Source organism: Streptomyces sp. NPDC056480, assembly GCF_042795405.1.
In the GTDB taxonomy this organism is placed as follows: Bacteria; Actinomycetota; Actinomycetes; order Streptomycetales; family Streptomycetaceae; genus Streptomyces.
This window is the reverse complement of record NZ_JBHTSA010000140.1, coordinates 1-20206: the sequence shown is the minus strand read 5'-3', so window position 1 is coordinate 20206 and position 20206 is coordinate 1. Positions and strand designations below refer to the sequence as shown.

The window sequence follows — 20206 nt, the reverse complement described above, 5'->3', positions numbered from 1 at the left end:
CCGGAAACGGCGCCCCGCGGCTCGCGGACATCGCGGCCCAGTCCGGGGTCAGCGAGGCCACCGTCAGCCGCGTCCTCAACGGCAAGGCGGGGGTGGCCGGCGCGACCCGGCACAAGGTGCTCGCGGCGCTCGACGTGCTCGGCTACGAGCGTCCCGTGCGGCTGAAACGGCGCAGCGCGGGGCTCGTCGGGCTCGTCGTGCCCGAGCTGACCAACCCGATCTTCCCGGCCTTCGCGCAGGTCGTCGAGCAGGTCCTGGCCGGACACGGCTACACCCCGGTGCTCTGCACCCAGATGCCCGGCGGCGCCACCGAGGACGAGCTCGTCGAGCAGCTCGTGGAGCGCGGGGTGGCCGGCATCGTCTTCCTCTCCGGGCTGCACGCGGACGCCTCCGCCGACCCGGCCCGCTACGCCCGGCTGACCGCCCGGGGCGTGCCGTACGTCCTCATCAACGGCTACAACGAGCACATCGACGCCAACTTCGTCTCCCCGGACGACCGGGCCGCGGCGCGGATGGCCGTGCGGCACCTGGTCGAGCTGGGGCACGAGCGCATCGGCCTCGCCATCGGCCCCACCCGGTACGTGCCCTCGCGCCGCAAGGCCGAGGGCTTCACCGCCGAGCTGTACGAGCTCCTCGGCGTCGAACGCGCCGAAGCGGAACGGTTCATCAGACCCACGCTCTTCGGTGTCGAGGGCGGGCACGCGGCCGCCGACATCCTGCTCCGCGAGGGCTGCACCGGCATCGTCTGCGGCTCCGACCTGATGGCGCTCGGCGTGATCCGCGCCGTCCGTGCCCGGGGCCTCGACGTGCCCGGGGACGTCTCCGTCGTCGGCTTCGACGACTCGCCCCTGATCGCCTTCACCAGCCCCCCGCTGTCCACCGTGCGCCAGCCCGTCCAGGCCATGGCGACGGCGGCCGTCGGCGCGCTCCTGGAGGAGATCGAGGGGAATCCGGTGCAGCGCACGGAGTTCGTGTTCCAGCCGGAGCTGGTGGTCCGCGGCTCCACGGCGCAGCCGCCCGCCCGCGCCGCGCTGCCGCAAGTCATTGCGTAACAACTTGCGTTGCGGTGTCCGGAGGGTTGACCGGGCGTCGGGGCACTCGTACGGTCACGGCTGAAAACAGTTGCTGAAGTTTTCGGCAACTTCTTGCGACAGTGAAGTCAGCAGGAGGAATCATGGCCAGCAGAACCGTGGCCGCTGCACTCGCCCTCGTGGCGGGAGCCGCCGCTGTGGCCGTCACGGGAAACGCCCCGGCGCAGGCCGCGCCGCCCGGCGAGAAGGACGTCACCGCGGTGATGTTCGAGTGGAACTTCGCCTCGGTGGCCCGGGAGTGCACCGACCGCCTCGGCCCCGCCGGATACGGATACGTCCAGGTCTCCCCGCCCCAGGAACACCTCCAGGGCGGCCAGTGGTGGACCTCGTACCAGCCCGTCAGTTACAAGATCGCCGGACGCCTCGGTGACCGCACCGCCTTCAAGAACATGATCGACACCTGCCACGCGGCCGGCGTCAAGGTCGTCGCCGACTCCGTCATCAACCACATGGCGAACGGCTCCGGTACGGGAACGGGCGGGACCCCGTTCTCCAAGTACGACTACCCGGGCCTGTACTCCGGCTCCGACATGGACGACTGCCGCGCGACGATCTCCAACTACCAGGACCGGGGCAACGTCCAGAACTGCGAACTGGTCCAGCTCCCCGACCTCGACACCGGCGAGGAGTACGTCCGCGGAAAGATAGCCGGCTACCTCAACGACCTGCTCTCCCTCGGCGTCGACGGCTTCCGGATCGACGCCGCCAAGCACATGCCGGCCGCCGACCTCGCCAACATCAAGTCGCGGCTCACCAACCCCGGCGCGTACTGGAAGCTGGAGGCCATCCACGGCGCCGACGAGGCCGTCTCCCCGAGCGAGTACCTCGGCAGCGGAGACGTCCAGGAGTTCCGCTACGCCCGCGACCTCAAGCGCGTCCTGCAGAACGAGAAGCTCGCCTACCTCAAGAACTTCGGCGAGGCCTGGGGCTACATGCCCTCCGGCCAGTCCGGCGTCTTCGTCGACAACCACGACACCGAGCGCGGCGGCGACACCCTCTCCTACAAGGACGGCGCGAACTACACCCTCGCCTCCGTCTTCGCGCTCGCCTGGCCCTACGGCGCCCCGGACGTCCACTCCGGCTACGAGTGGACCGACAAGGACGCGGGCCCGCCCAACAACGGCCAGGTCAACGCCTGTTACACCGACGGCTGGAAGTGCCAGCACGCCTGGCGCGAGATCTCCTCCATGGTCGCCTTCCGCAACACCGCACGCGGCCAGGCCGTCACCGGCTGGTGGGACAACGGCAACAACGCGATCGCGTTCGGCCGCGGCACCAAGGCGTACGTGGCCATCAACCACGAGACCTCGGCGCTCACCCGCACCTTCCAGACCTCGCTGCCCGCCGGCACCTACTGCGACGTCCAGTCGAACACGCCCGTGACGGTGAACGGATCCGGCCAGTTCACGGCCACCCTCGGCACCAACACCGCCCTGGCCCTGCACGTGAACGCGATGAACTGCGGCTCGGGAACGACCCCGACGACCCCGCCGACGACCCCGCCCGCCACCGCGGGCGCGGCCTTCAACGTCACCGCCACCACCGTGACCGGCCAGGACATCTACGTCACCGGCAACCGCGCCGAACTCGGCAACTGGTCCCCGGCCGCCGCCCTCAAGCTCGACCCGGCCGCGTACCCCGTCTGGAAGCGCACCGTCGGCCTGCCCGCCGGAACGGCCTTCGAGTACAAGTACCTCCGCAAGGACGCCGCCGGGAACGTCACCTGGGAATCCGGCGCGAACCGCACCGCGACCGTCCCCGCCTCCGGCCAGGCCGTCGTGAACGACACCTTCCGCAGCTGACCCTGCCCCCTCGTCAGGGCCGCCCCCACCAGGGCGGCCCTCCCACCCGTACCCGTACCCCCGTCCCTCCTCCAGGGAGCACCCCCGTGACACGCAAGAGAACGGCGGTCGCACTGGCCGCCGCCCTGTGCGCCGCCCTCGTGCCCGCCGTCCCCGCGGCCGCCGCGCCCAGGCCCCCGGCCCCGCCCTCCGACCGGGCGCTCGCGGCCGAGCCCGCCCGCCAGGACCTCACCCGCGAGCAGTTCTACTTCGTCCTGCCCGACCGCTTCGCCAACGGCGACGCCTCCAACGACCGGGGCGGTCTCACCGGCAGCCGGACGCAGACCGGCTTCGACCCCACCGACAAGGGCTTCTACCAGGGCGGCGACCTCAAGGGCCTCACGGAGCGCCTCGACTACATCAAGGGCCTCGGCACCACCGCCATCTGGATGGCGCCGATCTTCAAGAACCGGCCCGTGCAGGGGGAGGGGAAGGACGCCTCCGCCGGCTACCACGGCTACTGGATCACCGACTTCACCCAGGTCGACCCGCACTTCGGGACGAACGAGGACCTGGAGAAGCTGATCGCGGCCGCCCACCGCAAGGGCATGAAGGTCTTCTTCGACGTCATCACCAACCACACCGCGGACACCGTCGACTACGCCGAGCAGAAGTACGGCTACCGCCCCAAGGGCGCCCACCCGTACCTCGACAGGGACGGCCGCCCCTTCGACGACCGCGAGGCCGTCGGCAAGGTCGACCGGGACTCCTTCCCGTACACCCCCGTGAGCTCCGCGGAGAAGGCGGACACCAAGGTCCCGGCCTGGCTCAACGACCCCACGATGTACCACAACCGGGGCGACTCCACCTGGGTCGGCGAGTCCGCCGAGTACGGCGACTTCGTCGGCCTCGACGACCTGTGGACCGAGCGCCCCGAGGTCGTCGACGGCATGCGGCGGATCTACGAGAAGTGGGTCCGCGACTTCAAGATCGACGGCTTCCGCATCGACACCGTCAAGCACGTCGACCTCGACTTCTGGACCCAGTGGGCCACCGCCCTCGACGCCTACGCGAAGAAGCAGGGCCGCGAGGACTTCTTCATGTTCGGCGAGGTCTACTCCGCCGACACCGCCGTCACCTCCCCGTACGTCACCCGGGGCCGGCTCGACGCCACCCTCGACTTCCCCTTCCAGGACGCCGCCCGCGCCTTCGCCTCCCAGGGCGGCGGAGCCGACCGCCTCGCCAAGGTCTTCGCCGAGGACTACCGGTACACCACCGACAAGGCCAACGCCTACGAGCAGGTGACCTTCCTCGGCAACCACGACATGGGCCGCATCGGCAGCTTCCTCAAGCAGGACAACCCGAACGCCTCCGACAGCGAACTCGTCCGCCGGGCCACCCTCGCCAACGAGCTGATGTTCCTGTCCCGCGGCAACCCGGTGATCTACTACGGCGACGAGCAGGGCTTCACCGGCCCCGGCGGCGACAAGGACGCCCGCCAGACCCTCTTCGCCTCCAAGACCGCCGACTACCTCGACGACGACCAGCTCGGCACCGACCGCACCCACGCCACCGACGCGTACGACCCGACCCACCCGGTGTACCGGTCCGTCGCCGCCCTGTCGAAGCTGACCCGCGACCACCCGGCCCTCCGCGACGGCGTCCAGCAGGAACGGTACGCCGAGGGCTCCGTGTACGCCTTCTCCCGTACGGATGCGAAGACGCGCACCGAGTACCTCGTCGCCACCAACAGCGCCACCACCGCGAAGACGGTCACCGTCCCCGTCGACTCGGCGAACCTCCGTGCCCTGTACGGAAGCCAGGGCGCGGTCACCGCCGTGAACGGCAAGGTCGCAGTCACCGTCCCCGCCCTCTCCTCCCTCGTCCTCAAGGCCGACAAGCCCCTCCCGGCCCCCGCCGCGAAGCCCTCCGTCAGCCTCAGGGCCCCCGCCGCCGGAGCCACCGGCACCGTCGAGCTCACCGCCGACGTCAGCGGCGGCGGCCTCAACCGCGTCGTCTTCGCCGCCCAGACCGGCAACGGCCGCTGGCAGACCCTCGGCACCGCCGACCACGCCCCCTACAAGGTCACCCAGCACGTCACCGCCCCCGCCGGCACCGCCCTGCGCTACAAGGCCGTCGTCGTCGACAGCGCCGGCCGTACCGCGAGCGCCACCGCGGCGAGCACCGCCGGACAGGCCCCCGCGCCGCAGAAGCCGGTCGCCGTCGAGCGCACGTACGCCGTCGTCCACTACCGGCGCGAGGACGGGAACTACGACGGCTGGACCCTGAAGGGCGCCGGCCAGGAAGCCGCCTTCACCGGCCGCGACGCCCACGGCGCCTTCGCCTGGGTCAAGGTCCCCGAAGGCGCGTCCACCGTCGCCTACACCGTCGAGAAGAACGGCACCCCCGACGGCCCGCAGCGCAGCGTCGACCTCGGACGCACCGGCGAGGTCTGGATCACCCAGGGCGCCGACGGCCAGTCCGACACCGACCCGGCCCCGGCGACCCCGGACAGGACCAAGGCCGTCCTCCACTACCAGCGCCCCGACGGGAACTACGAGGGCTGGGGCCTCCACACCTGGACCGGGGCCGCCCAGCCCACCGACTGGTCCAAGCCCCTCATGCCGACCCGGACCGACGCCTACGGCGCCGTCTACGAGGTCCCGCTCACCGAGGGCGCGAGCTCCCTCTCGTACATCCTCCACAAGGGCGACGAGAAGGACCTGCCCACCGACCAGTCCCTCGATCTGGCGAGCCTCGGCCACGAGGTGTGGCTGCTCTCCGGACAGCCCAAGTACCTGCTTCCGACCGTCGGCGGCGCCCCGGACCTCGACCTCGGCAAGGCCGAGGCCCAGTGGATCGACCGCAACACCGTCGTCTGGAAGGTCAAGGCCACCGAGGCCACCAGCCAGCAGCTCGTGTACGCGAAGGACGGCGGGATCACCGTCACCGACGGCGCCCTGAACACCGAGGGCCAGTGGCTCCGGCTGAACCAGACCGCCCTCACCGACGCCCAGAAGGCGAAGTACCCCCACCTCGCGGAGTACCCGGCCTTCACCGTCGACCCGCGCGACACCGAGCGCGTCCGCGACTCCCTGCGCGGACAGCTGATCGCCACCCAGCGCGCCGCCAACGGCGCCCTGCTCGCCGCCACCGGCGTACAGACCGCCGGAGTCCTCGACGACCTGTACGCGAAGAAGGCCACCGGCGCCGCCCTCGGCCCCGTCTTCCGCGACGGCAGGGTCGGCCTCTCCGTGTGGGCCCCCACCGCCCAGTCCGTCGCCCTCGAACTCGACGGCCGGACCCTGCCCATGCGGCGCGACGACACCTCCGGCGTCTGGTCCGTCACCGGCCCGAAGTCCTGGACCGGAAAGCCGTACCGCTACGTGGTGAAGGTCTGGGCCCCCACCGTCCAGAAGGTCGTCACCAACAAGGTCACCGACCCCTACTCCACCGCCCTCACCACCGACTCCGCCCGCAGCCTCGCCGTCGACCTCACCGACCCGAAGCTCGCCCCGGCCGGCTGGCGGGGACTCAGGAAGCCGGCCGCCGTGCCGCTGCGCGACGCCCAGATCCAGGAACTCCACATCCGTGACTTCTCCGTCGCGGACCCCACGGCGAAGGCCGACCACCGCGGCACCTACCTCGCCTTCACGGACAAGGCGAGCAAGGGCTCGAAGCACCTGCGCGAGCTCGCCGCCTCCGGCACCTCCTACGTCCACCTCCTCCCGGCCTTCGACATCGGCACCATCCCCGAGAAGAAGTCCGACCGGACCGAGCCCGCCTGCGACCTGAAGGTCTACGCCCCCGACTCCGAGGAGCAGCAGGCCTGCGTGGCCGCCGCCGCGGCGAAGGACGCCTACAACTGGGGCTACGACCCGCTGCACTACACCGTCCCCGAGGGCTCCTACAGCACCGACCCCGAAGGCACCCGCCGCACGGTCGAGTTCCGGCAGATGGTCCAGGCCCTCAACGGCAACGGCCTGCGCACCGTCATGGACGTCGTCTACAACCACACCGTCGCCGCCGGACAGTCCGAGAAGTCCGTCCTCGACCGGATCGTCCCCGGCTACTACCAGCGCCTCCAGGCCGACGGCACCGTCGCCACCTCCACCTGCTGCGCCAACACCGCACCCGAGAACGCGATGATGGGCAAGCTCGTCGTCGACTCCCTCGTCACCTGGGCCAAGGACTACAAGGTCGACGGCTTCCGCTTCGACCTCATGGGCCACCACCCCAAGGCCAACATCCTCGCCGTGCGCAAGGCCCTCGACGAGCTGACCGTCGCCGAGGACGGCGTCGACGGCAAGGCGATCATCCTCTACGGCGAGGGCTGGAACTTCGGCGAGATCGCCGACGACGCCCGCTTCGTCCAGGCCACCCAGAAGAACATGGCCGGCACCGGCATCGCGACCTTCTCCGACCGGGCCCGCGACGCCGTCCGCGGCGGCGGCCCCTTCGACGAGGACCCCGGAGTCCAGGGCTTCGCCTCGGGCCTCTTCACCGACCCCAACACGTCCACCGCCAACGGCACCCCGGAGCAGCAGAAGGCCCGGCTCCTCCACTACCAGGACCTCATCAAGGTCGGCCTGACCGGCAACCTCGCCGACTACTCCTTCACCGACACCTCCGGCCGTACGGTCAAGGGCAGCCAGGTCGACTACAACGGCGCCCCCGCCGGATACGCCGCCGCCCCCGGCGAGGCCCTCGCCTACGCCGACGCCCACGACAACGAGACCCTGTACGACGCGCTCGCCTTCAAGCTCCCGGCGGGCACGCCGGCCGCGGACCGGGCCCGCATGCAGGTCCTCGCCATGGCCACCGCGACCCTCTCGCAGGGCCCCGCGCTCTCCCAGGCGGGCTCGGACCTGCTGCGCTCCAAGTCACTCGACCGCAACTCCTACGACAGCGGCGACTGGTTCAACGCCATCCACTGGGACTGCGGCGACGGCAACGGCTTCGGCCGCGGCCTCCCGCCGGCCCCCGACAACAAGGCCAAGTGGGGCTACGGAAAGCCGCTCCTGGTGAACCCGGCCCTGAACGTCGGGTGCGCGCAGATCGACGGCGCCTCCGCCGCCTACCGCGACCTCCAGAAGATCCGTACCACCGAGCCGGCCTTCTCCCTCGCGACCGCGGACCGGGTGCAGGACGCCCTGTCCTTCCCGCTCTCCGGCCCCGCAGAGACCCCGGGCGTCATCACGATGCGCCTGGGCGACCTGGTGGTGGTCTTCAACGCGAGCACGCGGAGCGCCACGCAGCAGGTCCCCGGCCTGACCGGCACCTCGTACGCCCTGCACCCGGTGCAGGCGGCGGGCGCGGACGCGGTCGTGAAGTCGGCTTCGTACGAGACCGGTTCGGGCACCTTCACGGTCCCGGCGCGGACGGTGGCCGTCTTCACGAAGCGCTGATCACCCGCTCCATCAGGGTCACCCCGTAGCGCGTGCCGTCGGCGGCGAGCTTTCCCGGCTCCTCGCCGACGGCACGGTACCCCGCGGCCTCGTAGTACGTACGGAGCCGCGGGTTGTTCGACAGACAGTCCAGCCGGGCGACCTCCCGCCCACCGGCCGCGACACGGCCCTCGGCATGCGCGAGCAGCGCCCGCCCGGTCCCGGCGGGCGCGGACGCCCGGTCCGTCATCAGCCGGTGGACGTACCCGGCGACCGGCGGCTGCGGACCCCAGGCCTGCTCGTCCTCCCACCACAGCTCGTACGCGCCGACGGCCAGGCCGTCGTGGGACGCCAGCCACACCTCACCGGCGGCGACCCGCTCGCGGAAGTGCCCGGCGCTCTTCCCGCCGGGCCTCCACTGGTCGATCCCGCTCCGCAGCATCCACCGGGCCGCGCCGTCGTACATTCCCGCCAACAGGTCCGCGTCACCGGCGTCCGCCTGCCGGAAGGTCACTTGTGCCGTCATGGCGATCACCGTAAGGCTGTGGCCGGACATCCGACAGCCCTACCCCTCTGGCCGGGAGTGCCCCATGCCGCAGATCACCGTCGACCACTCCGCGCCCCTCGACCGGCGGGGCTTCGCGCTCGCCCTGCACCCGCTCGTCGTGAAGACGGTCGACACGACGCTCGACGCCTGCAAGACCCGGTTCCGCGAGGTCGACGAGACGGCCGTCGGGGACGGCTCGACCGAGGACGCGATCGTCCACGTGGAGATCGCGCTGCTGCCGGGCCGCCCGGACGAGCTCAAGGGGCACCTCGCGGAGGCGGTCCTGGCCCTCCTCCCCGAGTACCTCGAGGCGACCGACGGGGTCCGCCTCTCGGTCGAGATCCGCGACCTGGAAGCGTCCTACCGCAAGCGCTGATCGGGTACGGAGGACGCCTCGGGCGGGACCGGGGGCACCAGCGCGACGAGCCGGGCCACCAGCTCACCGAAGGGGCCGTCGGCCGGCTCGTCGGCGAGGATGCCGACCAGGATCTCCGCCATGTCCGCGTCGTACGCGGCACTCACCGCGGCGAGCGCCCCGAAGTCGTGCACGAGCTGCAACTCCAGCTCGGCGCGCGGCACCCGGCGGCCGTCCAGCCAGATCAGCGCCGTCGACTCGGCGAGCGACACCCAGGAACGCACGACCAACTCGAGCCTGGCCGAGGGCTTCTCGACCTGGAGGTGGGCGAGGATCTGCACGTACGCGGCGTGCCGCACCTCGTCGATCATCGCGTTCGTCGTGGAGGAACCCACCGCGGGCCCGCCCCGCATCAGCGCCGCGAACCCCGGCCCGTGGTCGTCGACGAAGTCGAAGAACCGGCCCATCACCCGCAACAGCCGCGCCCCCAGCGGCCCCTGCGGCGGCTCCACGAACCTGGCCGCCAACTCGTCGGCCGCGCGCCGGAGGGCCGCCTCGTAGAGGCTCTGCTTGCCGGGGAAGTAGTGGTAGACCAGCGGCCGCGAGATCCCCGCGGCCGCGGCGATCTCGTCGATGGACACCTCGTCGGGAGAGCGGTGGCTGAAGAGTTCGAGGGCCACCCCGATCAGCTGCTGCTTGCGCTCCTCGACGCCCATCCTGCGGCGTACCCCGGTCGTCATACGAACAGCCTAACGTCGTCCGATACGCTCCTGCCCCATGAGCGCTTCCGACCAGGACACCCCGGCCGTCAAGGCCACCAAGGCCCCGGAGGCCCCCGAGGCCGAAGAGGCCGACGCCGCAGGCGAGGAGACCCCCGCCGAGGACGACGAACTCGCCGAGGACGCCGCGGACGTAGACGACGAAGACGGCGACGAAGACGTAGACGACGACGTAGACGACGGCGACAACGACGACGAAGGCGACAACGACGGCGACGAAGACGCCGTGGAAGGCCTCACGCCCAAGCAGGCGCGGCGCATCCGCGTCGCCGTCGCCTCCGTGCTGCTCGTCGCGATGGCCGTCGTCCTGGTGATCCGGCTCGCGAGCCGGACGTCCGTCCTGGTCGTCGGGGTGTACGGACTCGCGATGATCCTCTGCGGGATCGTGATCGAGCTCTCCCGCAACGGCCGTACGCGGCTCGGTACCTGGCTCCTGGTGGGAGGCCTCCTCGCCGCGCTGGCCCTCGACTGGCTGGTCCTGCCGTAGGGGTGTCCCCCCCCGGCTCCGCCCCCTGACTCCTAGAGGTCGAGGACGAGCCGCTCTCCCGCGCAGCGCGAGACGCAGATCAGCATCGAGTCGTCCCGCTCGGCTTCGGTGAGCAGCTCGTCCCGGTGGTCGATCTCGCCCTCCAGGACCCGCTGCCGGCAGGTGCCGCAGAAGCCCTGTCGGCAGGAGTACATGAGGCCCGGGACCTCTTCGCGGACCGCCGCGAGGACCGACTGGTCCGCCGCCACCCGCACGGTACGTCCGGAGCGGCGCAGCTCGACCTCGAAGGCCGTGCCGCCGGTCGTCGCGGCGGCCGAGAAGCGTTCGAGGCGCGGGGTCCCGCCCTCCGGCATGGCAGCCGTCACGGCGTCCATGAGTCCGTCGGGACCGCAGCAGTAGACGGGCGTCCCGGCCGGTACGTGGGCGAGGAAGCCCAGGTCGGGGTAGCCGGACTCGTCCTCCGCGACGACGGTCACCCGGTCCCCGGCGCGGCCGAGGGACTCGACCTCCGCCAGGTACGGCATGGTGGCACGGCTGCGCCCGCAGTACAGGAGCCGCCAGTCCGCCCCGGCCGCCTCGGCGGCGCGCAGCATCGGCAGGACCGGCGTGATGCCGATGCCGCCGGCGACGAAGACGTACGCGGGGGAGTCGACGAGCGGGAAGCGGTTGCGCGGGCCCCGGATCTCGATCTCGACGCCCTCGTGGAGCTGCTCGTGGACCTCGCGCGAGCCGCCCCGGCCGCCCTGCCCGGCCTCGATCAGCCGGGTCGCGACGGTGTACGCGGTGGGGTCGGCCGGGTCGCCGCAGAGCGAGTACTGCCGGACGAGCCCGGAGGGCAGTACGAGGTCGATGTGTGCGCCGGGCTGCCAGGCGGGCAGTCCGCGTCCCTCCAGGCGCAGTTCGACGACCCCGTCGGCCCGTGCGGCGCGCGAGGTGACGAGGGCCTTGCGGGGGACGGTGCTGCCCCGGCCGTGTCCGGACACGGGCTCGTCGAGGGCGGGCATGGGCCACAGCGGGGCGGTCGTCATCCGGCTGCGGACGGCGCGGCGGACCAGCAGCGCGGCTCCGGCGACGAGGGCGACGGTGGTGAACCGGGGCATCAGTGGCCTCCGTTGGCGCCGGGGGAGGAGGCCAGGTAGGCCATCGCCTGCGCGGTGTCCCCCTCCTGCGAGGGGTGGTAGGCGCGGCTCAGGTAGCGGGGTATCGAGCGCAGCATGTCCGGGGTGGAGGGCAGCACGCCCTGCCGGCCCTTGCGGACGAACTGGCCGAAGGAGGCCTTGCCGTCGAGGAGGGTGGGGTCGTTCTCCATGAAGAAGCGGACGCCCCGCTGCCAGAGGAAGACGAGAGCGGAGAACGCGAGCGCCCAGGTGCGGGCGCGACGCCGGTAGCCCCCGTCGAGGTGCATGAACAGCTCGAAGGCGACCGAGCGGTGCTCGACCTCCTCCGCTCCGTGCCAGCGCAGCAGGTCGAGCATGGTGGGGTCGGCGCCGACCCGGTCGAGTGCGTCGGCGTTCAGCACCCAGTTGCCGAGGAAGGCGGTGTAGTGCTCGATCGCGGCGATCATCGCGACCCGCTCCATCAGCCACCAGCGGCGCGGCCGGCCCGGCGGCAGGGTCCGGTCCCCGAGGAGCTTCTCGAAGAACCAGTCGACCTGCGCGGTGTACGGGGTCGGGTCGAGGCCCTGCTCCCGGAGGTGGGGCAGGACGTCGTCGTGGGCCTGGGAGTGGACGGCCTCCTGGCCGATGAAACCGATGACGTCCGCGCGCAGCCGGTCGTCGGTGATGTACGGCAGCGCCTGCTTGTAGACGTGCACGAACCAGCGCTCGCCGGCCGGGAGCAGCAGATGCAGCACGTTGATGGTGTGCGTGGTGAAGGGATCGCCGGGTACCCAGTGGAGCGGAGTCTCCTCCCAGTCGAAGGAGACCTTTCGGGCCTTGAGCTCGATGTGCTCCGACGCCACCGGTGCAGGCTGCGTATTAGACATGGCGTCAATGTACTGAGGGGTAGCGCGGTGGCAACAGAGGTGTGCACGCTCTTTCTGCCCGGCGGGGGAGGGGCGGCCCGCAGCCCCGTTCCGCCAGGGGAGGGGCGTCCGCGCCACCCCCCACCCGGCGCGGACATCACCGCAGCGCGCTCACCCGCGTCCCGTCCGGCAGGGTGCCGTCGAGGTCGGCGCGGGCCCCCGCCGCGGCCCGCACGGCCAGCAGGGGTCCGTCGGACCGGCCCTTCACCCCGCCGGACGTCTCCAGAGCGGTGAAGTCCGGACTCCCGGCGGCCAGCACGTACCAGCCGCCGCCGGGCGCCTGCCAGAGCACCCCGGCCAGCACCCGGGGGTCGCGCACACCGCAGGCGGGCGACCCCTCGGAACGCGCCGCGAGCGCGGCGGGCACGGTGGGCGACGGGACCAGGAACTGGGCGAGGACCCGGCTGCCCGTGCCCCGCCAGGTCTCCGCGCGGGTGCACAGCCAGGTGCCGCGCCCGGCGCCCTCGGGCAGGGGCTGCCGGGCGAACCGCCAGGCGTTCACGGACCGCACGCCGTGCGCCCGCACCGCCGCGAGCTGACACGCGGTCCGCGCCCACGCCTCGCGCGCCTCGGGATCCGTGACGTCGGCGGGAGCGGCGGGCGGCCCCCAGAGCAGCCGGGCGGGGGCGAGCTCCCCGAGGTCGGCGAGCATCCGGAGCCCGGAACCGTCCCGCACCTGAAGGGTGTTCCAGCGGGTGCAGCCCTTCGCGAGCGCGGGACTCGTCATCGGCTCGGTCACCCCGCCGGCGTCGCGCCCCAGCGGCCGCGCGTCCTCGCCGGGCGCGAGGAGATCCCGTACCGCGGTCTCCTTCACCCAAGGGGCCGTCAGATAACGGACGTTGCCGGCCGCGCGGGACAGCACGAGCGCGGCCGAGCCGACGGCGTCGGCCCCGTCGGTCCGCGCGAAGTCGAGCGCGGCGCCGGCCGTCCCCCCGACGGGCTCCGCGTACCGCACGGCCCGCAGCCCGTCGTGGAGGAGCACCACGCGGGCCCCGTCGACCACCCCGGCGAAGAGCAGCTGGGGCGGCCCCATGGGCGGCCCGACCGGCGTCCCGGGCGTGGCGGAGGACCGTACGGACGCGCCCGGCCGCGCCCACACGGCGAGCGCCCGCCGCAGCAGCGCGCGGTCCCCGGCGAGCGCGCCGCGCGCGGGCCACACCGAGAAGTCCTGCCGGGTGGAAGCGGGCCAGACGGCCGGGCCGACCCGCTTGAGGGCCCCGGGGTCGAGAGCGGCCTCGGCGGCGGGATTACGGGCGTACGAGGGCGCGGCAGCACCGTTTCTGCCCCACCCGTCCCCGGGGAGCCCGAGCAGCGCCCCGCACACGAGCAACGCGGCGACGGCGACGATCCCGGCCCGCGCGTGCTGCCGTCGCCGCAACAGGTCGGTGGGCCGCGCCTGCAGCGCACAGGGGTCGAACTCGTCGGACTCGAGCAGGGCGACACCACTGCGGCGCCGGCCCGGGGGGACGGCAGGGGGGCGCTTGCCGGCCGCGGGGGCGGCGTCACGGCCGGCGGGACCTGTGGGACCGTCGGGCCCCGGCCGGTCGCCGCGGGTGCCTCCGGCTGCGCCCCGGCCGGGGCCGGGCTGTTCGCCCACGCGGTCGCTGCGGCCGTACGGGCCCGTGCCCGCGGAACCGGCACCGGCCCCGCCCCCCGCCGGGGGACGCGTCCCGTCCGGTCCCCCGTCCGGTCCCTCGTCCGGGGTCTCCGGCCCGTCCTCCAGCGCGTCCGCCTCCGCCAGCGCCGACGTCGGATCCGCCACCCCCGCCGCCGCCAGCACCCGCAGGACCTCCGCGTCGCCCTGGCGCTCCAGGCCCCGCAGGACGTACGCCGCACGGCCCGGCCCGGAGAGCCGGGACAGCCGCTGGTCCAGGGCGAGTTCGTCCGCGCCCCCCACCCGGGGGAACAACCGCAGCCCCCACACGTGCGGCAGCAGCGGCGGGAACTGCGCCCGGCGCGGCAGCGCGAGGCGCCGCAGCGGCAGCCCCGCGACGAGCGCCTGCCTCAGCACCTCACCCCGTACGTACGCGTACCCGGGATCGACCGCGTCCTCGGCGAGCCGCGGCTCCGGCACGGCCGGACCCGCGACCCGGCGGCGCGGCAGCGAACGCTGGACGAGCGCGTGCGCGGTCAGCACCCGGCGGTTGCGGCCGAGCGACGGCGGCAGCACCAGGTAGGCGATGCGGACGAGACGCGGATAGCGCTCGACGAGCGCGGCCTCGGCCTGCTCGACGTCGACGGGGCCCACGGGCGAGGGAACGAGATCCTTGGTGCTCACGTTCAGCAGAACGAGCGATTCTTCCGATGGTCACCCCGGTGGCCCGGACGGAGACTCCACGGCCGGCTCCGCGGCCGACGTCGCGGCCGGCTCCGTGGCCGACGCCCCGTCCGGCTCCCCGCGGGCTCACCCCGTGCGGACCGTCAGCCGCTCACGGATCCGCTCCGTCACCTCGTCCGGGACCCCGAGACCCTCGCGTACGTACCGCTCCACCGACCCGTGCCGGACCGCCACTTCGTCGAGCGCCGCGTCCAGGTACTGCGGCAGGACCCCGATCAGGTCGAGCGCGAGATCGGGGTCGCCGCCCTGGGCCGTGAACCCCTCGATCATCGGCGCGAACGCCTGCCGTACGGCCGTGTTGACCGACAGGTACTCCTCCCGCACGGTCTCCTCGTCCGCGCCGAGCAGCGACAGGACGACCGTCGCCGCCCACCCCGTCCGGTCCTTCCCCGCCGAACAGTGGAAGAGCAGCGGACCCGCGTCCGGTGCGCCCAGCTCGGTGAGGAGGGTGCCGTAGGCCGCGCGGGCGGACGCGCCGGAGACGAAGGTCCGGTACGTCCGGGCGAAGGCCGCCCGGACCTGGCCCCCGCCGAGGTGCTCCTCGGCGAGCGCCGGGTCGGTGAGCAGCGCCTTGAGGCGGGCGGCGGGCGGCAGCCCGCTGGTGGCCAGATGGTCGGCGAGCACGTCCGCGACGAGGCCCCGGGCACCGGAGGGGAGCCGGTCGGGCCGGTCGGCGCGCTCGGTCTCCGTACGGAGGTCGACGACCGTACGGATGCCCAGCGCGGCCACGACCGGTTCGGCCGGGTCGAGCCGGTCGAGCTGGGCGGAACGCAGGACGAGACCCGGACGGACGGCCCGCCCGGCGGCGAGCGGCAGACCGCCCAGGTCACGGAGGTTGGCGACGGAGGTGGCGGGAATGGCGGGCATGACGTCGACTCCTCCGGTACGTGTCCTCCGGTACGTGCGCGTTCGTGTCGACCGTAGTGGATCAACCCGATACGAGCAGTTCCAGCCGTTTCGGGCGACCGCCCCCGGCTCCCCCTTCGGCTCCCCCTTCGGTCCCCGCCCCGGTCCCTGCCCCGGCCCTCCGCCCCGCCTCACCCCTCCGCGCCCCGCCTCACCCCTCCGCGAGCGCCGCCAGCACCTCCGCCTCGCGCTCGGGGGAGAGGCCGACCTGCGGCCGGTCCGGGCGCTGGGGTGCCGTGCCGCCGACCGACTCCAGCCACGCCCACGTGTCCGCGACCGTCTCCGCCGCCGACCGGCAGCGCAGCCCCGCCGCGAGCGCGCGGGAGACGTCGGCCGCGTGCATCGCGTCGTACATCTCGCCCGGCGGCAGCCACACGGGCAGCTCCGACCACGGCGCCACCCCCGCCTTGACCAGCGCTTCCGGCGCGGTCCAGCGGAGTTCGGCGCCGGAGCCGGTGACCCGTACGCACGCGTCGAGCAGATCGCCCATCGTCACGTGCCCGGGCGGGGAGACCAGGTTGAACGGTCCCGAGAGCCCCGCGGCCACCGCGTCGAGCGTCCACTCGGCGAGGTCGCGGACGTCGACGTACTGGACCGAGAGGGCGGCGGGCCCGGGGGCGAGGACCGGGCCGCCGTGCGCGATCCGGCCCAGCCACCAGGGGAGCCGGCCCACGTTCTCGTACGGGCCGAGGATGAGGCCCGCGCGGACGAGCAGCGTCCGGTCCGCGCCGAACGCCGCGGTGGCGGCGAGCTCGCCGCCCCGCTTGGCCTCGGCGTACGGCACGTCCCCGTCGTCCGCCGAACCCTCCACCAGCGGGCCGTCCTCGTCGAGCCCGGCCGCGGCAGGCCACGCGTACACCGAACGGCTCGACACGTACGCGTACCGCCCGACCCGGTCGGCGAGCAGCCGCGCCACGTCCCGCACCGCGGACGGCGCCGCCGACCAGGTGTCCACGACGGCGTCCCAGGAGCCCGTGGCGAGCGCGGCGAGACCGTCGGGGCCGGTCGTGCGGTCGCCGATGAGCGAGGTGACCCCCGCCGGTGCCGCGTGCCGGCCGCGATGGAAGACGGTCACCTCCCAGCCCCGGGCGAGCGCCGCCTCGACGACCGCGCGGCCGACGAACTCCGTACCTCCGAGCATCAACAGTTTCATGATCGGAGCGTCCCCCGAGGCACGGCGCGGGACCAGGGCTTTTCGCTGCCGGAGGATTCCGCCGAGGGAGGAAGGTCACGGGTCCGGGAGGAACGTCATCGCTTCGGGAGGGGGGTCTCGTGCGCCCACGGGGCGGGGTGGCACCATGACGGGCGATGACGAATGCCCGGTCGCCCCTGCGCGCAGTGAGAGCCGCCCTTTTCGCGGTGGTGTGCGTGACCTTGGCCGCCGTGGGGCATTCGTCCATGTCTGCGCATCAGCTTCCGGCGCTCGCTCTGCTCGGTGCCTTCACCGTCACGGCCGCCGCCGCGTGGGCCGCCGCGGGGCGGCGCCGGGGCGCCCCGACGATCGCGGGCGCGCTGTTCGTCCTCCAGGGCGCGCTGCACCTGCTCTTCTCCCTGGCCGGTTCACTGGCGGGGGACACCGGTCACCCGGCGACGGCCCCGCACGGCATGACCGCGCACGGCATGCACGCGGTGCACGCGATGCACGGGACGGCGGGCGCCGACGGCGCGGCCGGCATGGCCGGCCCGCACGACATGAGCGCCGCCGCCGCGATGTTCCTGGACATGAGCACCGGCATGCTCGCCGCCCACCTCCTCGCCGCGCTCCTCTGCGGCCTCTGGCTCGCGCACGGCGAGGCCGCGTTCTTCACGCTGGCCCGAGCCGCCCTCGCGTACGCCTTCACCCCCCTGCGCCTGCTCTTCGCACGCGTGCGGGTCCCCGACGCGCCGCGGCACTCCGTCCGGCGGGCCCGGCGGAGCGCCCACCACCCCCACACCGTCGTCCTCGCCCACACCCTGTCCCGGCGCGGCCCGCCCCGGCTGTCCGTACCCCGCGCCACGACCCTCGGAGCACACGCCTGACCCGGGGGTCCCTTCCCCCTGTCTGCACCGACTCCAAGGACAGTCACAGCGATGACCATCGACGATCCCGCACGCCCGGAAACGCCCGAGGCGCCACCGTCGGACCGCACCCCCTCCACCCCCGCCACCCCCTCCACCCCTGCCACCCCCGGCACCCCGCAGAAGGCGGGAACCTGGAGCGCCCTCCGCCCCCTCGTGCTGCGCCTCCACTTCTACGCGGGCGTGCTCATCGCCCCGTTCCTCCTCGTGGCCGCCGCGAGCGGTCTGCTCTACGCGCTCTCCTACCAGGCCGAGAAGGTCGTGTACGCGCACGAGCTGGAGGTCCCCGTCGGCGAGACGACCCTGCCGCTCTCCCAGCAGGTGAACATCGCCCGCAAGGTCAACCCGAACGGCACCGTCACCGCCGTCTGGCCCGGCGCCGAACCCGGCGCGACCACCCGCGTCCTGATGGCCGACCCGGACGTCCCCGAGGACACCTCGCTGGCCGTCTTCGTGGACCCGTACACCGGGGACGTGCGCGGGCAGCTGCCCAGCTACGGCAGCTCCGGCGCCCTCCCGCTGCGCACCTGGATCGACGGTCTGCACCGCGACCTGCACCTCGGGGAGTTCGGCCGCAACTACAGCGAACTGGCGGCGAGCTGGCTCTGGGTCATCGCCCTCGGCGGTCTCCTGCTCTGGCTCGGCCGGCGCCGTAAGAACCGCCGCGCCCTGTTCGTACCGGAGGGCGGCCCGGCCTCGCGCCGCCGCACGCTGTCCTGGCACGGCTCGGTCGGCCTGTGGGCGGTCACCGGACTCGTCCTGCTGTCGGCGACGGGCCTGACCTGGTCGAAGTACGCGGGCGAGAACATCGGTGTCGTCCAGGACGGCCTCGGCGGCGCCACCCCCACGCTCACGGCGACCGTCGGCGGCGCTGCTGGCGGCTCCTCGGAACACGAGGGCCACGGCGGCGGCCACACCGGCGGCACCACCGCCCAGGGCCCCGACATCGGCCTCGACAAGGCGCTGGAGACGGCCCGCGCGGCCGGCATCGACAGCCCGAGGATCTCGGTGATCCTGCCGAGCGAGGGCAAGGGGTACGTGGTCAAGGAGACGGACGCGCAGTTCCCGCTCCAGCTGGACTCGGTGGCGGTGAACCCGGCGGACGGCGAGGTCATCGACCGGCTCCGCTTCGCCGACTACCCGCTCCTCGCGAAGCTCACCCGGATAGGCATCGACGCGCACATGGGCGTCTTCCTCGGCCTGTTCAACCAGCTGGCCCTCGCGGTCCTGGCACTCGCCCTGATCCTGCTGATCCTGTGGGGCTACCGCATGTGGTGGCTGCGCCGCCCGGGCCGCCCGGCGGCCCGCGGTGCCTGGCGGAAGGTTCCGGTGACGATGCTGCTCCCGCTGCTCGCGGTGACGGCCGTCGTGGGGTGGTTCGTCCCGCTGCTCGGTCTCAGCCTGCTGCTGTTCCTGACCGTGGACCTCGCCCTGGGACTGGTGTCCAGGGCGAGGAGCAGGGCGCGGGCAAGCTGACCGAGCCCGAACCGCCCGGTCAGGGCGTGTACTTGTAGCCGACCCGCCGCACGGTCTGGATCGTGTGGCGGTGCTCGGCGCCCAGCTTCCGCCGCAGCCGGGCCACGTGCACGTCGACGGTACGTCCGTCGCCGACGTGGCCGTACCCCCACACGGTGGTGACCAACTGGTCGCGGGTGTGGACCCGGTGGGGGTGCGCCACCAGATGGGCGAGCAACTCGAACTCGAGATACGTCAGGTCGAGCGCCTGCCCGTCCACGACGGCGATCCGCTGGACGCCGTCGATGGCCACCGGCCCCTGGTCCTCCACCGCGGCGGCGACGGGCGCGACCGCGGGAGCCGCGACGGGCAGCCGCGGCTGCTGATCGGCCGGTACGAGCACGAGGTACCCGACCATCGGCGGCCGGCCCGGCAGCGTCGGCAGGGTGTGCGGGGGAGCGGGCAGCAGGGTGGCGCCGGGCGGCAGGAAGTCGGCGACCTGCGCGAAGTCGACGACCTCGTTGGGATCGACGGCGCGCAGTCGATGACGGCCGGGACGAACGGCGGTGGGGGTGCTGTGAGCGGTCTGGGCCATGGGAAGTCAGCTCTTTCGCGCGGAGGAACGGACGGACAGGAGTCGTACGTCATACGTCGTGCGCGTCGGCCGAAGGCCGTGGATCGGACCGTACCGATCAGGGCTTTAGAGGGCCGACGCGTTCCTCGCGCGGCAACACACCCGGTCGAAGTCGTGGTGCTGCCGGGAAGGCCAGAACGGCTCGAGGTCGTGACGACCCGTCGCGGTGTCGTTCTGTGTGATGGCCATATCCCTATTGAACCAGAAGGGAATGCCCCCGACGACCCCTTCGTCGGCCAAACCCCGTGTCGTCCTTCCCACATGCCGGGAGAGCCGCCCGGATCCGGACGCCGGGAGGAGCCCCGCTCCGCACCGGGACGAGCCCGGCACGAACGCCGAGAGGCGCCCACCGGGAACGGTGGGCG

General features: G+C 73.2%; 15 protein-coding genes. 7 read left to right on the top strand and 8 right to left on the bottom strand.

Annotation, left to right across the window (positions count from 1 at the left end; all coding sequences use genetic code 11):
- The 3 genes from ACFQ79_RS35655 to pulA form a co-directional block, all read left to right on the top strand.
- Positions 1-1052: LacI family DNA-binding transcriptional regulator (locus tag ACFQ79_RS35655; RefSeq protein ID WP_383591175.1), on the top strand; the 1052-nt coding region annotated here is incomplete at its 5' end.
- Positions 1053-1174: 122 nt separating this feature from the next.
- Positions 1175-2893 (top strand): carbohydrate-binding module family 20 domain-containing protein, encoded by a 1719-nt coding sequence (locus ACFQ79_RS35650; RefSeq protein ID WP_383591172.1) that lies wholly within the window; start codon positions 1175-1177, stop codon positions 2891-2893.
- An 86-nt stretch (positions 2894-2979) separates the two neighbouring features.
- Positions 2980-8280, top strand: a complete 5301-nt coding sequence (pulA, locus tag ACFQ79_RS35645) for a pullulanase-type alpha-1,6-glucosidase (protein WP_383591169.1) — start codon at positions 2980-2982, stop codon at positions 8278-8280.
- Here pulA and ACFQ79_RS35640 read toward each other — a convergent pair.
- Positions 8267-8785 carry a GNAT family N-acetyltransferase gene (locus ACFQ79_RS35640; RefSeq protein ID WP_383591167.1) on the bottom strand — a complete coding sequence of 173 codons (519 nt, stop codon included), beginning with the start codon at positions 8783-8785 and terminating at the stop codon, positions 8267-8269. The two genes, pulA and ACFQ79_RS35640, sit on opposite strands and share 14 nt — an antisense overlap.
- 64 nt (positions 8786-8849) lie before the next feature.
- On the opposite strand from ACFQ79_RS35640, the gene ACFQ79_RS35635 reads away from it, so the two are divergent.
- Positions 8850-9182, top strand: coding sequence for a 5-carboxymethyl-2-hydroxymuconate Delta-isomerase (locus tag ACFQ79_RS35635; protein WP_383591164.1), 333 nt, complete (start codon positions 8850-8852; stop codon positions 9180-9182).
- Here ACFQ79_RS35635 and ACFQ79_RS35630 read toward each other — a convergent pair.
- Complete coding sequence (locus tag ACFQ79_RS35630; RefSeq protein ID WP_383591161.1) at positions 9167-9901, bottom strand: TetR/AcrR family transcriptional regulator; 735 nt, start codon at positions 9899-9901, stop codon at positions 9167-9169. The two genes, ACFQ79_RS35635 and ACFQ79_RS35630, sit on opposite strands and share 16 nt — an antisense overlap.
- A 37-nt stretch (positions 9902-9938) precedes the next feature.
- On the opposite strand from ACFQ79_RS35630, the gene ACFQ79_RS35625 reads away from it, so the two are divergent.
- A complete protein-coding gene (locus ACFQ79_RS35625) occupies positions 9939-10427 on the top strand; it encodes a hypothetical protein (RefSeq protein WP_383591159.1) in 489 nt (162 codons plus the stop codon).
- 32 nt (positions 10428-10459) lie between these two features.
- Here ACFQ79_RS35625 and ACFQ79_RS35620 read toward each other — a convergent pair whose 3' ends face one another.
- The 5 genes from ACFQ79_RS35620 to ACFQ79_RS35600 all read right to left on the bottom strand — a co-directional run bounded on the left by ACFQ79_RS35620 (position 10460) and on the right by ACFQ79_RS35600 (position 16847).
- A complete protein-coding gene (locus tag ACFQ79_RS35620) occupies positions 10460-11527 on the bottom strand; it encodes a PDR/VanB family oxidoreductase (protein ID WP_383591156.1) in 1068 nt (355 codons plus the stop codon).
- The gene (locus tag ACFQ79_RS35615) at positions 11527-12411 is read right to left on the bottom strand and encodes a metal-dependent hydrolase (RefSeq protein WP_383591153.1); all 885 of its coding nucleotides are present in this window, start codon (positions 12409-12411) and stop codon (positions 11527-11529) included. Before ACFQ79_RS35615 ends, ACFQ79_RS35620 begins: the two co-directional genes overlap by 1 nt.
- Before the next feature lie 136 nt (positions 12412-12547).
- A complete protein-coding gene (locus ACFQ79_RS35610) occupies positions 12548-14728 on the bottom strand; it encodes a hypothetical protein (RefSeq protein ID WP_383591150.1) in 2181 nt (726 codons plus the stop codon).
- A gap of 126 nt (positions 14729-14854) precedes the next feature.
- Entirely contained in the window at positions 14855-15655 is an 801-nt protein-coding gene (locus ACFQ79_RS35605) for a tyrosine-protein phosphatase (RefSeq protein ID WP_383591147.1), read from the bottom strand.
- Positions 15656-15845: 190 nt separating this feature from the next.
- On the bottom strand, positions 15846-16847 hold the full coding sequence (locus ACFQ79_RS35600) for an NAD-dependent epimerase/dehydratase family protein (RefSeq protein ID WP_383591145.1): 1002 nt from the start codon (positions 16845-16847) through the stop codon (positions 15846-15848).
- A gap of 245 nt (positions 16848-17092) precedes the next feature.
- Between ACFQ79_RS35600 and ACFQ79_RS35595 the strand changes: the two genes are divergently transcribed.
- Both ACFQ79_RS35595 and ACFQ79_RS35590 read left to right on the top strand, forming a co-directional pair.
- Positions 17093-17713, top strand: a complete 621-nt coding sequence (locus tag ACFQ79_RS35595) for a hypothetical protein (RefSeq protein WP_383591142.1) — start codon at positions 17093-17095, stop codon at positions 17711-17713.
- 51 nt (positions 17714-17764) lie between these two features.
- On the top strand, positions 17765-19228 hold the full coding sequence (locus ACFQ79_RS35590; protein WP_383591139.1) for a PepSY-associated TM helix domain-containing protein: 1464 nt from the start codon (positions 17765-17767) through the stop codon (positions 19226-19228).
- A gap of 19 nt (positions 19229-19247) precedes the next feature.
- On the opposite strand, the gene ACFQ79_RS35585 is transcribed toward ACFQ79_RS35590, so the two are convergent.
- A complete protein-coding gene (locus tag ACFQ79_RS35585) occupies positions 19248-19802 on the bottom strand; it encodes a winged helix-turn-helix domain-containing protein (protein WP_383591136.1) in 555 nt (184 codons plus the stop codon).
- Positions 19803-20206: the final 404 nt, after the last annotated feature.